The sequence below is a fragment of the Marinobacter sp. F3R08 genome, assembly GCF_018860425.1.
GTDB lineage: Bacteria > Pseudomonadota > Gammaproteobacteria > Pseudomonadales > Oleiphilaceae > Marinobacter.
In genome coordinates this window covers 22,910-36,819 of record NZ_JAHKPI010000014.1, presented here as the reverse complement: position 1 = coordinate 36,819, position 13,910 = coordinate 22,910, and the positions used below count along the sequence as shown (strand labels likewise).

At 56.2% G+C, this 13,910-nt stretch carries 13 protein-coding genes; 9 read left to right on the top strand and 4 right to left on the bottom strand.

The features are described 5' to 3' along the window. Nucleotides 1-6 precede the first annotated feature (6 nt). Nucleotides 7-699 (top strand): TVP38/TMEM64 family protein, encoded by a 693-nt coding sequence (locus KO499_RS03280; protein WP_215982290.1) that lies wholly within the window; start codon nucleotides 7-9, stop codon nucleotides 697-699. 89 nt (nucleotides 700-788) lie between these two features. Then, nucleotides 789-1,631, top strand: coding sequence for a DUF547 domain-containing protein (locus KO499_RS03275; RefSeq protein ID WP_215982289.1), 843 nt, complete (start codon nucleotides 789-791; stop codon nucleotides 1,629-1,631). A gap of 8 nt (nucleotides 1,632-1,639) precedes the next feature. Here the strand turns inward: KO499_RS03275 and KO499_RS03270 are convergent, their stop codons facing one another. The 4 genes from KO499_RS03270 to KO499_RS03255 all read right to left on the bottom strand — a co-directional run bounded on the left by KO499_RS03270 (nucleotide 1,640) and on the right by KO499_RS03255 (nucleotide 4,188). Beyond that, the gene (locus tag KO499_RS03270) at nucleotides 1,640-2,827 is read right to left on the bottom strand and encodes an ADP-ribosylglycohydrolase family protein (RefSeq protein ID WP_215982288.1); all 1,188 of its coding nucleotides are present in this window, start codon (nucleotides 2,825-2,827) and stop codon (nucleotides 1,640-1,642) included. Nucleotides 2,828-2,907: 80 nt separating this feature from the next. After that, nucleotides 2,908-3,219, bottom strand: a complete 312-nt coding sequence (locus KO499_RS03265; RefSeq protein WP_215982287.1) for an EthD family reductase — start codon at nucleotides 3,217-3,219, stop codon at nucleotides 2,908-2,910. A gap of 97 nt (nucleotides 3,220-3,316) precedes the next feature. Further along, nucleotides 3,317-3,577, bottom strand: coding sequence for a zf-HC2 domain-containing protein (locus KO499_RS03260; protein ID WP_215982286.1), 261 nt, complete (start codon nucleotides 3,575-3,577; stop codon nucleotides 3,317-3,319). Further along, the gene (locus KO499_RS03255; RefSeq protein ID WP_215982285.1) at nucleotides 3,571-4,188 is read right to left on the bottom strand and encodes an RNA polymerase sigma factor; all 618 of its coding nucleotides are present in this window, start codon (nucleotides 4,186-4,188) and stop codon (nucleotides 3,571-3,573) included. The genes KO499_RS03260 and KO499_RS03255 overlap by 7 nt, the downstream gene beginning before the upstream one ends. Before the next feature lie 257 nt (nucleotides 4,189-4,445). Between KO499_RS03255 and KO499_RS03250 the strand changes: the two genes are divergently transcribed. From KO499_RS03250 to KO499_RS03220, 7 genes are all read left to right on the top strand, one after another. Next, on the top strand, nucleotides 4,446-6,641 hold the full coding sequence (locus KO499_RS03250) for an FAD-dependent oxidoreductase (protein WP_215982284.1): 2,196 nt from the start codon (nucleotides 4,446-4,448) through the stop codon (nucleotides 6,639-6,641). An 80-nt stretch (nucleotides 6,642-6,721) separates the two neighbouring features. Further along, the gene (locus tag KO499_RS03245; protein WP_215982283.1) at nucleotides 6,722-7,693 is read left to right on the top strand and encodes a radical SAM protein; all 972 of its coding nucleotides are present in this window, start codon (nucleotides 6,722-6,724) and stop codon (nucleotides 7,691-7,693) included. A gap of 137 nt (nucleotides 7,694-7,830) precedes the next feature. Further along, the gene (locus tag KO499_RS03240) at nucleotides 7,831-9,234 is read left to right on the top strand and encodes a sodium:solute symporter family transporter (protein ID WP_215982282.1); all 1,404 of its coding nucleotides are present in this window, start codon (nucleotides 7,831-7,833) and stop codon (nucleotides 9,232-9,234) included. Nucleotides 9,235-9,238: 4 nt separating this feature from the next. After that, nucleotides 9,239-10,189 carry a hypothetical protein gene (locus KO499_RS03235; protein WP_215982281.1) on the top strand — a complete coding sequence of 317 codons (951 nt, stop codon included), beginning with the start codon at nucleotides 9,239-9,241 and terminating at the stop codon, nucleotides 10,187-10,189. A gap of 148 nt (nucleotides 10,190-10,337) precedes the next feature. Next, the gene (gene ectA / locus KO499_RS03230; RefSeq protein WP_215982280.1) at nucleotides 10,338-10,856 is read left to right on the top strand and encodes a diaminobutyrate acetyltransferase; all 519 of its coding nucleotides are present in this window, start codon (nucleotides 10,338-10,340) and stop codon (nucleotides 10,854-10,856) included. A 202-nt stretch (nucleotides 10,857-11,058) separates the two neighbouring features. Beyond that, entirely contained in the window at nucleotides 11,059-12,327 is a 1,269-nt protein-coding gene (ectB, locus tag KO499_RS03225) for a diaminobutyrate--2-oxoglutarate transaminase (RefSeq protein WP_215982279.1), read from the top strand. Between the two features lie 50 nt (nucleotides 12,328-12,377). Further along, nucleotides 12,378-13,820, top strand: a complete 1,443-nt coding sequence (locus KO499_RS03220; protein WP_215982278.1) for an aspartate kinase — start codon at nucleotides 12,378-12,380, stop codon at nucleotides 13,818-13,820. Nucleotides 13,821-13,910: the final 90 nt, after the last annotated feature.

The window sequence follows — 13,910 nt, the reverse complement described above, 5'->3', positions numbered from 1 at the left end:
AGCGGAATGACCCATTCTCCGTTGGCTTTCCGTCTCTTTTTCCTGGCTGTTGTGGCGCTGTTGATGGTGTCGATCTGGCTGTTGCTGAGACAACTGGGGTTGCCGGCCAGCTTCGCGCCGTCGGTGTTGTCTGCCTGGTTTGCCGATCAGGGCTCGATCGGCCCTGTGTTTCTTATGTTATTGATGATCCTGGCGGTGGTGGTCGGGCCGATCCCCACTTTGCCGATCAGTGCCACATCCGGTTTGGTCTACGGCATGTTTGGTGGCACTGCAATTGCGGTGATCGGTGCTCTTGCCGGTTCACTGATCGCGTTCTATCTGGCACGTCTGCTGGGGCGTGAGGCCGTTCAGAAGAAACTGGCAGATAACCCGGTATTCTCGGCCCATGGTTCTCAGCGGTTCCTGTTCATTGCGGTATTCCTTACCCGGCTCATTCCCCTGTTTTCGTTTGCCCTGATCAGTTATGCCGCCGGCGTGACGGCTATACATGTATGGCGCTACGCGCTGGCCACGACACTTGGAATGCTGCCCATGACCTTTGTATTTGCTGGGCTGGGACACAACCTTGAGTTCAACCCCACGCTAACGGTTGCGGCCGCCATCGCTGTCTTGTTGATGATGAGCACGTTGCCGCTGTACCTGCGGCATCGTCCTCAGTCCCGGTTGTCACGATGGCTTCAGCTGGATGGCCGGGGATGAGTTGTACCTGGTCCCTGTAACAATTTCGACAGATGCTTGTCTGTAACCACGTTGCTTTCCGTTTTGTCCCGATTCAGCAAGGAGTGGTTATGTCCGTTTGTCGATACCCGTTGTTTATTCTGATGTTTGCGGTTTTGCCCAGTCTGGTCCGGGCAGATATCAATTCCGAGCTTTTCAGCAGTTATCAACGCCTGTTAGCCGATTACCAGATTGAGAAAATCCTGGCAGGAGAGGGGCTTGTCTCAGCCTTTGACTATGAGGCCGCCCTGGCGGACGGTGATCTGGAACAAAGGCTCGCCCGGCAAACGAAAGCACTGGCCTCATTTGATCCCGAGACGCTGAACGGCCGCAAGGAGTCACTGGCGTTCTGGATTAATGCCTATAACTTTTTCATGGTCCGTCAGATCCTGACTGAGCAGCCGGATGGCGTTCTGGTGAGCTCGGTCTGGGATTATGGCGGGCGCGTAAACCCATTCGTGGAGAACGTGTTTGAGAGGGCGAACTTCGAGATCGGAGGGAGCTCCTACAGTCTCAATGATATCGAAAAAGGCATCTTGCTGGGTGACGATTTCGCCGACAGAGGCTGGAAAGATGCCCGCATCCATTTTGCGGTGAACTGCGCCTCGGTCGGTTGTCCACCGCTGCGGAATGTTGTTTACACGGCCGATAACCTCGAGACGATCCTGGCGGAAAACACGCGTCGTGCCTTTAATACCGAGCGTCATCTTCGGATAGACGGGGATGTGCTGTTTGTGACGGCCCTGTTTGACTGGTACCAGGAGGATTTCCTGGCAGCATCAGGCTCCGTAAAGGCCTTCATCGAGGCGTGGGCTGATCCAGCCGTGGCCGTCCGGGTAAGAGACGCCGAGACACTGGAGTATATCGATTACGACTGGCGCCTTAACAGCCCCGGGAATCTCAAGTTGAACTAGCCTGGTATTCAGGCTTGGTTCCATGAACCGTGCACCAGTAACTCGATATCCCGATAAGTGGCCGCTGCATTGGTTATCTGGGCCAGCCAGCTCAGGGGCATGCCCCGGGGACCTCCCACGCCATGGAGGGTTGCCATGGCGGTCCCAATGATCCAGGCGCGGCCGCAGGAGTCACCGCCACAGTGGATGTTGGCGCGGATGGCCTCCTGATACCCTCGGGCATGTGTGAGGATGTGAAATATCACGGGCATGGCCTCATGCAGATAGCAAGTACGACCAAACGTATCGCCGGCATCAACCCCGTCCAGTTGAGAACCTGTACGGGCGCGCTCCAGTGATGCCTGATCGGGCGCCTCGGTGATGGCAGCGTCCATGGCCTCAGAAAGTGCCTTGCCCTGGAAGAGCTGATCCAGAAGTACCGCAGCACATTTTGCCCAGGCAACGGCCGTGTCGTTGTGGTTGGTCACCCGAACCGCAGCTTCCGTGACGTCCAGCAGGTCGGGACGCCCGCAGTAGGCGGCCACCAGTGGGGGCAGTTTGCTGACCGCTGGCAGCTGTTTATCGTCGGCACCACTTTCTGATAACAAATGGCGGTCAATAGTTTGCGCCAGAAGGACACCGGCTTCCTGAATCTTTGCTTCCTCAAAGGTCAGGCTGATGGCCTCGCGTACCGGCTGAACCAGCTGTTCGCCGCTCAGGTGCCGGGTGTAGGGCACCACTTTCTGTACCAGTATCCGCTTCTGTTCGTCCGTTAACTCACCGGGCATGCTGGACTGTGCCTGCTCGATCGCCTTCCGCTCAATCGTATGGAAGTTCTCAAGCGTGATCCGTGTCGGATTGTCGATATATCCCTGCCATTGCCCGCCCGGCCCGAAAAAGGTGCGGAAACGCCGTTGGTAGTCCCGGATATCCAGTGTGCCGCTGTTCGCCAACAAACTCTCTGTGAGGACGCCGGTGGCGGCGCCATAGTGACTCACATCGCCCACGTGTTTGCCCTCATGGGCAAAATAACCGAAACCCCCGGAGTAGTAGTCGGCCCGGGGGGGTAAGAACTCCGGTGTCTGGCCGCCAACTTCTGCGATGCGTTTGCTGTTGTACAGCCAATGTACTCCCAGGCTTGCGGCGTCAGCGACCCAGCCGCCCGACAGGGCGGAGACAATGGCAGCTCTTCTCTCGTGCGGGATGTTTGCGGTCATTGGAGATCCTCAATACCTGATGTGAATGTCCTCCTGAATCAGAGGTTTTATTCCCTCTCCACGCCCACTGAGGTGGATGGCTATTCGATCACTTCGCTGATCTGTACCGTTGGTTCCACATTGGTAAAGTTGGGAATATCGCCGAGAATTTCCCTGGCGTGGGGGCCAAACGAACTCTGGAACTGGTCGACAGATTCGAAATAAAGGTGACCCATGGCTATGTAGGTGGGTTCCTGCCCCGGCGCACCACCGGCAAGGCCGGATTCAATGGCGGTGCGTTTGCACGCATCACCGAGCCGGTCGCGAACCAGTGCCATGTGGGTGTCACGGTAGTAGCCAATATCGAAGGTGCTGTCGTTGGTTTTCGGGTACAGAACGCTGACTTTTATCATTGTAGGCCTCCGCAAGCCGATTCAAAGGGAAAGACCCTGTCATTGAACCGCCTGGCGGGGACTGGGCCAATGGCACTTTAGAACGAAATCCGGACGGTCATTCATGATCGCCTGTCCCGGTCTTGCGCTCTTCGAGCGCATCGGCCACCCGTTCATCAATCCGGCGCAGAAACTCTTCCTGCGCCCGCCCTGATGAGTGGGCGCTGAGCAAGTCGCTACTCGCTCGCAGGTTACCAATAAAGGTCCGGCAGTCCTTGCACATCATCAGGTGCATTTTCACGGACAGGTTTTGCATACCGGTCAGTTCACCATCAATGTAATCGCTGGCAATGGCAGCCAGTTCCTTGCACATCAGCATTCGCCCGTCTCCTGAAATGTTTCAACCATCAGAAAGATCTTTTGCCTTGCACGGTGTAAAAGTACACGAAGGTTAGAGGCGCTGACGTCCAGAATGTTACAAACGTCGTCGGATTTGTGCTGATGGGCTTCATAGAGCATCAGAGCCGAACGTTGGGTTTCCGGCAGAGTGGAGAGGTGTTTGTCGAGGCAATCACTGAGAGCGTCGTTTTCTATCAGCCTGTCTGCGGAATCGTGAAATTGCAGCTTTGGCGGCACATCCCAGCGTCCTTTGGCGTTGAAGCGATCGGCCAGTTCCGGCTCGAGGCTCTCGGAAAAATCCGCTGAGACTTCCCTTTTGACAGTACGAAGCCGGTTTTTGCAGCGGTTGGCAACGATACGGTGTAGCCAGGTTTTCAGGCCTGACCGGCCTTCGAATCTCTGAATGGCGTCAATAACCGAAACCCAGCAGTCCTGAACCACCTCTTCTGCACTGGAGTGATCCAGATAGAAACGGGCGACGGCCAGCATTCCCGGAGTGAAGGTGCGAACCGCTTCCTGAAAAGACTGATTGTCCCCTGCTTTCAGGCTCTCAATCAGGGCTGCTTCCTTGAGGGGAGCTGAATCGGCCATTGTGCTTTCCTTTTATGAGCAATCGTTCAATAATAGCATTAAGTTCGCAAAGTCAGTAAATAGTTCCTTTAATTAGTTTCAGGGCAGTCGTGATCGATTTGTTAGATATTCATGAGTAATCGTTGACACAATAGTTGAAGAAACGACGTACAACATAATTAACCCGGCAACGGAAACAGAATTAACAGGTCTGGTGTAACACTTCCGGATCTGGCGTGTCTTTGCGGTATCACGTTCAAGTTAGAAAGGATTGTTTCATGACACTAAAAAAATGGGTCCTGGTTGCGTTGATCGCAGCCGTGATCGTCGGGTTTATCGTCAGCGGTGGCAGTGAGCTTCTGACCCTCGAAAACCTGAAGCAGAACCAGCAGTTTCTCGATAATTGGATAAGCGAGAATCTGGTGGTTGCAGTGCTAGGTTTTGTTGCTGTCTATGTTGTGGTCACGGCACTGTCTCTGCCCGGAGCTACGATCATGACCCTGGCCGGGGGCGCGTTCTTCGGGAACCTGTACGGTCTGGCGGCGGTGTCGATTGCCTCCACGGTCGGTGCCTCACTGGCGTTCCTCGTAGCGCGTTTTCTGATGCGGGATACACTGCGCAAGCGGTATGGCGAGACCGTGGCAAAAATGGACCGGGGCATAGAGAAGGACGGCGCGTTCTATCTGGCAACCCTCCGTCTGGTGCCGGTGTTTCCCTTCTTCCTGATTAATCTGGCCATGGGCCTGACCGCCATGAAGCTGCGCACTTATGCCCTGGTGAGCTGGATTGCCATGCTGCCGGGAACCTTTGTGTACGTGAACGCCGGTACCCAGCTTGGCCAGATTCAGTCCACCGCCGATATCGTGTCGGCGGATCTGCTGCTCTCGTTCGCCCTGCTGGGTCTGTTTCCCCTGATTGCCAAATTTGTGGTCGGCTTTATTCGCCGGCGCAAGGTTTATGCCGGCTGGCAGAAACCTGAACAATTCGATTACAACCTGCTGGTGATTGGCGGTGGCTCCGCGGGACTGGTGTCTGCCTACATTGCTGCCGCCGTGAAAGCCAAGGTGGCCCTGATTGAAAAGCACAAACTCGGGGGTGACTGCCTGAATACCGGCTGCGTGCCCTCCAAGGCCCTCATCCGCAGTGCCAAGGCGGCGGATACCCTGCGCCATGCCAACCGCTACGGGTTGGAGTCAGTGCCGGTGAACGGTTCCTTCAAGAAGGTTATGAACCGGGTCCAGGAGGTTATTGCCAAGGTGGAGCCCCATGATTCACCGGAGCGTTATCAGAAACTCGGCGTTGACTGTATCTCGGGCGAAGCGAGCTTCGTATCACCCTGGGAACTTGAAGTCAGACACAATGATGGCCGCACCGAGCGCCTGACGGCCCGCAGTATCATTGTGGCCACCGGAGGCAGGCCTGCCGTGCCCCCGATCCCCGGGCTGAAAGACATGCAGCCGCTGACGTCGGATAACCTGTGGGAGCTGCAGGAACAGCCTGAGCGTCTGCTTGTGCTGGGTGGCGGCCCCATTGGTTCGGAGCTGGCTCATGCCTTCGCCAGACTGGGAAGCCAGGTGATTCAGGTGGAAATGGGTGAGCGTCTGCTGGCAAAAGAGGATGCTGATGTCTCCGAACTGATTCTCAAGCAGTTTCAGGCAGACGGTGTCGATGTCCGTTTGAAACACTCGGCGGTGGAGTTCTGCATCGAAGAAAACGAGAAAGTTGCCTACTGCGAGCATCAGGGTGAGCGTGTGCGGATTCCGTTCGATCAGGTGTTGGTCGCGGTCGGCCGTCGTGCCAACACCACGGGGCTGAATCTTGACCGGATCGGCGTCGATACCCTGCCGAACGGAACTGTATCGGTAGACGAAGATATGAGCCTGCGTTATCCCAACGTATTTGCCTGTGGCGATGTGGCCGGGCCCTATCAGTTCACTCATGCGGCAGCGCATCAGGCCTGGTACGCCGCGGTTAACGGTCTGTTTGGTCAGTTCAAGCGCTTCAAAGTCGATTACCGGGTGATGCCGTGGGTGACCTTTACCTCGCCGGAGGTGGCCCGGGTGGGGCTCAGTGAAGCCGAAGCCAGGGATCAGGGCGTGGCCTATGAGGTCACCCGTTACGGACTGGATGATCTCGACCGTGCCATTGCCGAGAGTGAGGATTATGGCTTCATCAAGATACTGACCCCGCCTGGCAAGGATAAGATCCTGGGCGTGGTGGTTGTTGGTGCCCACGCCGGTGAAATTCTCGCCGAGTTCACCCTGGCCATGAAACACGGTCTTGGCCTGAACAAGATTCTGGGCACCATTCACCCCTACCCGACCTGGAACGAATCTGCCAAGTACGCAGCGGGCGAGTGGAAACGGGCTCATGCCCCCGAAGGCATTCTGAAGCTGCTGGAGAAGCTCCACGGCTGGCGCCGTGGCAAGGGTGGAAGTCAGCAGGAAAAACACAAAGACGTGACCACAGGCTGACAAAAATCGGGCGACGGCTGAACTAAATCAGCCTCGCCCCTGTCTTTGGCCCCACGATATTGAACTACTGAGGAGCATCTATGCCCCTGATCGAAGCCAGACCGGCCCGTAGTACACGTATTCCGGCCGTGGAACTCCTGGAACCCCGGGCCCGCGATAGCTGGACCCACACCCGCAAGGGTGACCCCCGTGGTTACATTGACGCGGACAAGCTCAAGGAACTGTGGATCCACACTGGTACCGCCTGCAACCTGGCCTGCCCTTTCTGTCTTGAGGGCTCACACCCCGGCGACGGGCGGATCCCGGGCATGAAGCTGAGTGATGTGAAGCCCTTTATCCACGAAGCCATCGACATGGGCGTGGAACAGTTTTCCTTCACCGGGGGCGAGCCGTTTGTGATTCGGGACTTTGTAAATATCCTGAACTACGCCAGCCAGCATCGGCCCTGTTTTGTGCTGACCAACGCCACCGAGCCTCTGCTCAGACGCCGGCATCAGGTGCTTCCATTGCTGGATAATCCCTACCCGATCCATTTTCGGGTCAGCCTCGATTTCCCCGATCGCGCACGGCATGACAAGGATCGCGGTGATGGCAGCTTCGAGCAGGCACTGGAGGGCATCCACTGGCTGATTGAGCAGGGTTTCAAGGTGTCTATTGCTCGCCAGACCGATCCGGAGGAAATCCCTGCGGATGTGGAAGAGGCGTTCAGGGCTATTTTCCGGACGTGGAGTATTCCCGAGGATCTGGCCTTCACCGCGTTTCCGGATCTGGGTACGCCCGGGTCGGAAGATGGCAGTCCGGAGATTACCGAGACCTGCATGGAAAAGTATCCGACCAAAGAAGCCCGTTCGCATTTTATGTGCACGTACACCCGGATGCTGGTGAAGAAAAATGATGAGGTTCGGGTGTATGCCTGCACGCTGGTGGATGACGATCCGGAGTACGATCTGGGTGGCACGCTGGCCGAGAGCATGGATGAGCGCATCATGTTGCGGCATCACCGGTGTTTTTCCTGTTACCGCTTCGGAGCCAGTTGTTCGGCGCCTGCTTGAGTTTGTTCCGGCTTTATAAGGCGGCTTCACTCCGACATTTTCCGGCGGGGAGTTTCTCCCCGCCACCCAGACCGCGTGAAGGGTTTTGCTATGCGCTGACTCTGGAAAGCGACAGACATTGAATCGGGAATAAGACGATGAATTTTAGCGAAGCCACCCTGTTCTGGGGATTTCTGCTGGTTTACGGGGTGGTGATGTACGTGCTGTCGCCGAAGAGCAGGAATGCGAATTCGTTCTACAGAGGCGCGGATGACCAGGGCAACCCGGTGGGTCAGTGGTCGCTGACGGCAAGTATTTTTATCAGCTGGATTTTCGCCAAGTCAGTCACCAATGCGGCCAACCTGGGGGAGGCGTATGGGGTTGTTGGCGGTCTGGCCTATGCCAGTTACTGGTTATCGATTCCGGTGGCGGGCTATGTGATCTACCTGATCAGGACTCAGACCGGGGCTCGCAGTTTGCAGGATTTTCTGACCTCGCGCTTTGGCCGGCTGGCGGGTCTGGCGTTTGCAGCGGCGATTCTGATCCGGCTGTACAATGAGGTCTGGAGCAACACGGCGGTGGTTGGCGGTTATTTCGGGCTGCCCGGGGAGTGGGAGTATTACGCGGCGGCGATGCTGTTTACTTTCTTTACCCTTGCCTACAGTCTGAAAGGCGGTTTGCGGTCGTCGATATTTACCGATGTGATTCAGGCATTCGTGTTTGTGTTCTTTGTGGGCGCCGTGCTGTTTCTGATACTGCCGGCCAACGATACCCGTGAGCTTCTGACTGACGGCGAGTTCCGGCTCAATGCCGGTTTTGATTTGTTGTTAGTGGCATTGCTGCAGTTGTTCAGCTATCCGTTCCATGATCCGGTGCTCACTGACCGTGCCTTTGTGAACAAGGAAAAGACCATGCTCAAGAGCTTCGTGGTGGCAGGGTTGCTGGGCTTTGTGGCGGTGTTTATATTCAGTCTGGTGGGTGTCCACGCCCGGCTTAACGGCATTGAGGCCATGGGCAATGCGCCTGCGGCGGTGGGGCAGTCCCTGGGGCTGGCAGCGTTGTTCTTTATGAGTGTGGTGATGATGACCTCGGCAGGTTCTACCCTGGATTCCACCTTCACCTCTCTGGCGAAATCCCTGGCGGTTGATTTGCCCCGCCTGGCCCGGCATGCGTCGGACAAGCTGCCGAGCATGCGGGTGGGGGCGGTTGTAATGGTCATCTTCGCGTTTATTGGCAACCTGCCCATGTTTGCCGGTACCGATATCCTGAAGGCCACCACCATTTCCGGCACGATGGTGATGGGCCTGGCGCCGGTGTTTCTCTTTTACGGATTCACCAAATGGTCACCCTGGAGCTTCCATCTGAGTTTCTGGACCGGACTGGGTCTGGGGGTTTTGCTGGCAGTTGGTCTGATACCGGCAAGCTGGGCCATTGGTGATGGCAAATACGCCATGCTTCTGGGAGTTAATGCCTATGGCTTCCTGATATGTTCGGTCGGGTTTTTTGCGCCGTTGCTGGTCCGGCGTCTTGCCGGGCGTTCGCTCGCTGCCGGTGAGGCCTGAGCGCATGAGCGAAGGTCGCAGCTGTCCATTGGCGTATCGCTATCCCTCGACTTCTCTGTGTCAGGAACCCCGTACCGTTTCCGAAGACGTGCTGTACATCATTGGTGGGCTGTACGGAAATCCGTGGGCCCTCGATGAGATCGAGCAGATGGCGCTTGCGGAAGAGCGTCAGGGGCACAGGGTACGGTTGGTTTTCAATGGCGACTTCAACTGGTTCAATGCCAGTGACAGTCTGTTCCGTACCATCAATAACCGGGTGCTGGACCATACCGTCAGCCTGGGTAATGTGGACTATGAGTTGGCCAACCCCAGTGCGGGTGCCGGTTGCGGTTGTGCCTATCCGGAGTCGGTTGATCAGGGGGTTGTAGAGCGCTCGAACCGGATCATGGAACGACTGCAGGGCATTGCCGAAGAGCACCCGGATATTCAGAAGCGATTGTCTTTGCTACCGAGGTATCGATGCCTGATATTTGGAGGCCTAAAGATTCTGGTGGTGCATGGAGATCCGGAGTCACTCGCCGGCTGGGGGCTGGCTCATGAGGCCTTCACCGCCGGGAATGATCACAAGCTCTCCGAGTGGTTTCTGGCATCAGATGCGGACCTGATTGCTTCGACTCACACCTGTCTGCCGGTGCTCTGGTCGGGTCTGGTGGGTGAGCGGGGTCGTATGGTGGTTAACAACGGCTCTGCGGGTATGGGCAATCTGTACTCGGACCCACGCGGTCTGATTACCCGGATAGGTCTTTCCAGCCCTGTCATTGAGCCTGTTACCGGGGTTGAGCGCCACGGCCTGCATGTCTCTCTGCTACCCGTGCCCTATTCTCTCGAGGCCTGGCTGCCGGAGTTTGACCGGTTATGGCCGGCGGGCTCGCCCGCGGCCGTGTCCTACCGGAACCGGATGATAAATGGCACCTCCCTGAGGGTGAATGACCTCATTTTTAATTCCCTGATTTAACTATTCTGTCACTGGCGAATGCTTAAATCCGGCCTATTCTGCAAGAATGAGCCGGGGCTTTGCTGTGGGCGGCTTTCAGGGCTGACTTGAAATATATTTCGTGGTCTATATAATTTGGCGCTAACTTTTGACAAGAAATGATCTCGTTATGACATCAGAAGGTTCGAATACCACCGCCATCACGCTTCGCAAACCTGTGAAGGATGATGGCTTCAGGCTTCACCAGCTCGTGGCCGAATGCCCGCCGCTGGACCCCAACTCGATTTACTGCAACCTCTTGCAGTGCAGCCACTTTGCCGAGACCGGCGTGGCCGCGGAGAAGGACGGCGATCTGGTCGGCTTTATCTCCGGTTATATCCCCCCCCAACAGCCCGAGACAGTCTTTGTCTGGCAGGTAGCGGTTCACGAGAAAGGTCGTGGACAGGGCCTGGCCAAGCGGATGCTGAAGGACATTGTTGCCCGTGATGCGTGTAAGAACGTCACCCACATGGAGACGACCATCACTGACGACAACGATGCCTCATGGGCGCTGTTCCGTTCATTTGCCCGTGATATGGGAGCCGAGCTCACCTACCACGAGCACTTCGAGAAAGAGACCCACTTCGGCGGACAGCACGACTCCGAGTTCCTGCTCCGCATCGGGCCTTTTACGAAGCCAGTCAGATAGTCCCGTACCGGACGATCCTGTAGTTCGCAAACAGGGTTGTGAGTGACGGAAAAGCTGTGATCTGGATAAGCCGGCGGACTACTGAGGTAGGTCTGCCACCAGGCTTTCACCAAGGCACGGTGGGCTATCGCGACCACGTCTGTACCAAATGGCCAGCCCCCCGCGCTTCTACCTCGAACCTGACATGCTAAGAGGAAAGACAATGGAAATTTTCAAGTCCACTGAATCCGAAGTACGTGTATACAGCCGTGCGTTCCCGGTTATCTTCAATCGTGCCAAGAATGCGCACCTTTACACAGAAGATGGTAAGGAATACCTGGACTTTCTGGCCGGTGCGGGCTCACTGAACTACGGCCACAACAACGATATTCTGAAAAGCGCCCTGCTGGAGTATATTGAGGCAGACGGTGTGAGCCAGGGTCTGGACATGTTTACCACGGCCAAGCATGACTTCATGGAGTCCTACAAAAAGCACATCCTTGATCCGCGTGGTCTGAACTACAAAATGCAGTTTACCGGCCCGACCGGCACCAACTGCGTCGAGGCTGCCCTGAAGCTGGCACGTAAGGTAAAGGGCCGCACTGGCATTATCTCATTCACCAACGGTTTCCACGGTGTCACCATGGGTGCGGTTGCTGCCACGGGCAACAAGCATCACCGCGGTGGCGTGGGTACGCCGCTGGGCAATGTTGATTTCATGTTCTACGACGGTTACCTGGGCGAAGATGTAGATTCCCTGGCGATCATGGACAAGCTGTTGAGTGACGGCTCCTCCGGTATTGAAGTGCCAGCGGCAGTCATTGTGGAAGCAGTTCAGGGTGAAGGGGGGCTAAACGCTTGCCGTGCGGAATGGCTCAAGGGTCTTTCCGAGCTTTGCAAGAAGCACGACATCCTGCTGATCGTGGATGATATCCAGGCGGGTAATGGCCGGACCGGTGAGTTTTTCAGCTTTGAATTTGCCGGTATCAAGCCGGACATCGTCACTGTGTCCAAATCGCTCAGTGGTTATGGTCTGCCGATGGCGCTGGTGCTGTTCAAGCCTGAGCTGGATGTCTGGGAACCGGGCGAACACAACGGTACATTCCGCGGCAACAACATGGCATTCATTACTGCGCGTACTGCGGTGGAAACCTATTGGAAAGATAATGCGTTTGCCAATGAGGTAAAAGCCAAGACCAAGGTTCTGGGCGACGCCTTGCAGGCAATTTGCGACAAGTACCCCGGACAGTTCAAAATGAAGGGGCGCGGTTTGATGCGTGGTATTGAAGCAAAACACGCGGATATCACAGGCCCGATTACCAAGCGTGCTTTTGAGCACGGCCTGATCATTGAGACCAGTGGTCCGAATGATGAAGTCATCAAGTGCCTGATGCCGCTCACAACCAGTGAGGACGACCTCAAGAAAGGGGCTGCCCTGCTGGCACAAAGTGTGGACGAAATCATGCAGGAAGGGTTAAGCAAGGCGTCGTAAGACGCCTGCACCTCCGGACATTCACGCTGCAGGATAGCAAAGGCGAAACTATGACCAGCCAACAACATACCGTTGAAAAAATCGGCGGCACCTCGATGAGTAACTACGAGGCCGTCCGGGACAACATCATCATCGGTAATCGAAAGAAGGACGACCTGTATCAGCGCATTTTCGTGGTCTCGGCCTATGGTGGTGTAACCAACGAACTGCTGGAGCACAAGAAAACCGGTGAACCCGGGGTTTATGCTCTGTTCGCCGATGCCGAATCAGACTGGGCCTGGGGTGACGACCTCACCAAGCTGGTCAAGTTTCTGACGGACATCAACGGCGAGCTGTTCGAGGATCCCATGCTCAAGCAGCAGGCAGACCAGTTCATAACCGACCGGATTGAAGGTGTACGTGGCTGCCTGATTGATCTGCAGCGTCTGTGTTCCTATGGTCAATTCCAGCTGGAAGAACACCTGTTGACGGTTCGTGAGATGCTGGCAGGTATCGGCGAGGCTCACAGTGCCTTCAACACCGCCCTGAAACTCCAGCAGGAAGGCATCAACGCCCGTTTCGTGGATCTGACCGGCTGGCGCGACAATGAACTTCTGCCTCTGGACGAGAAGCTGAAGCAGGCCTTCGATGCAGTGGATCTCTCTCGTGAACTGCCGATCGTAACCGGTTACGCTCAGTGCAAGGAAGGCCTGATGCGTACCTTCGATCGGGGCTACAGCGAGATGACCTTCAGCCGGGTAGCGGTGATTACCGAGGCTCGTGAGGCGATCATCCACAAGGAATATCACTTGAGCTCCGCCGATCCCAACATTGTTGGTGCCGACAAGGTTGTCCCTCTGGGACGGACCAACTATGACGTTGCGGACCAGTTGGCCAACCTGGGCATGGAAGCGATTCATCCCCGTGCTGGTAAGGGGATGCGTCAGAACGAGATCCCGTTGCGGGTGATGAATACGTTCGAGCCGGAGCACACCGGCACCCTGATCACTGGCGATTACGTGAGTGAGAAACCCCAGGTGGAAATCATTGCTGGCGCCAAGGGTGTTTTTGCGGTGGAAGTGTTCGATCAGGATATGCAGGGCGAGCCGGGTTCCGACCGTCGTATTCTGGATGTGCTGAGCCGTTTCAAGGTTCGGTTCATGTCCAAGGACACCAACGCCAATACCATTACTCATTATGTGGGCAGCACGCTCAAGCACGTCAAGCGCGTGGTAAAGGCGCTGGAGGAAGAGTTCCCCAATGCCGAGATTAACACCCGGAAGGTGGCTGTTGTCTCTGCGATCGGAAGCGATATGAAGGTTCCGGACATTCTGGCCCGTTCCGTCAAGGTCCTGGCCGACGAGGAGATCAGCATTCTGGCCCTGCACCAGTGCATGCGCCAGGTTGATATCCAGTTTGTGGTGGATGAGGACGAGTACGAGAAGACGATTGTCGCCTTGCACGGTGTTCTGATCGAGCCCTATAACCACGAGTATGCCATTGTTGCGGCCTGAGTGGCCCCTGTCTCGATAGTAGCCCCACAGGCGGAGAAGCCATTCCGTCTGTGGGCATCCACCTACCCTTTCCCCGTAAATCCATCAGAA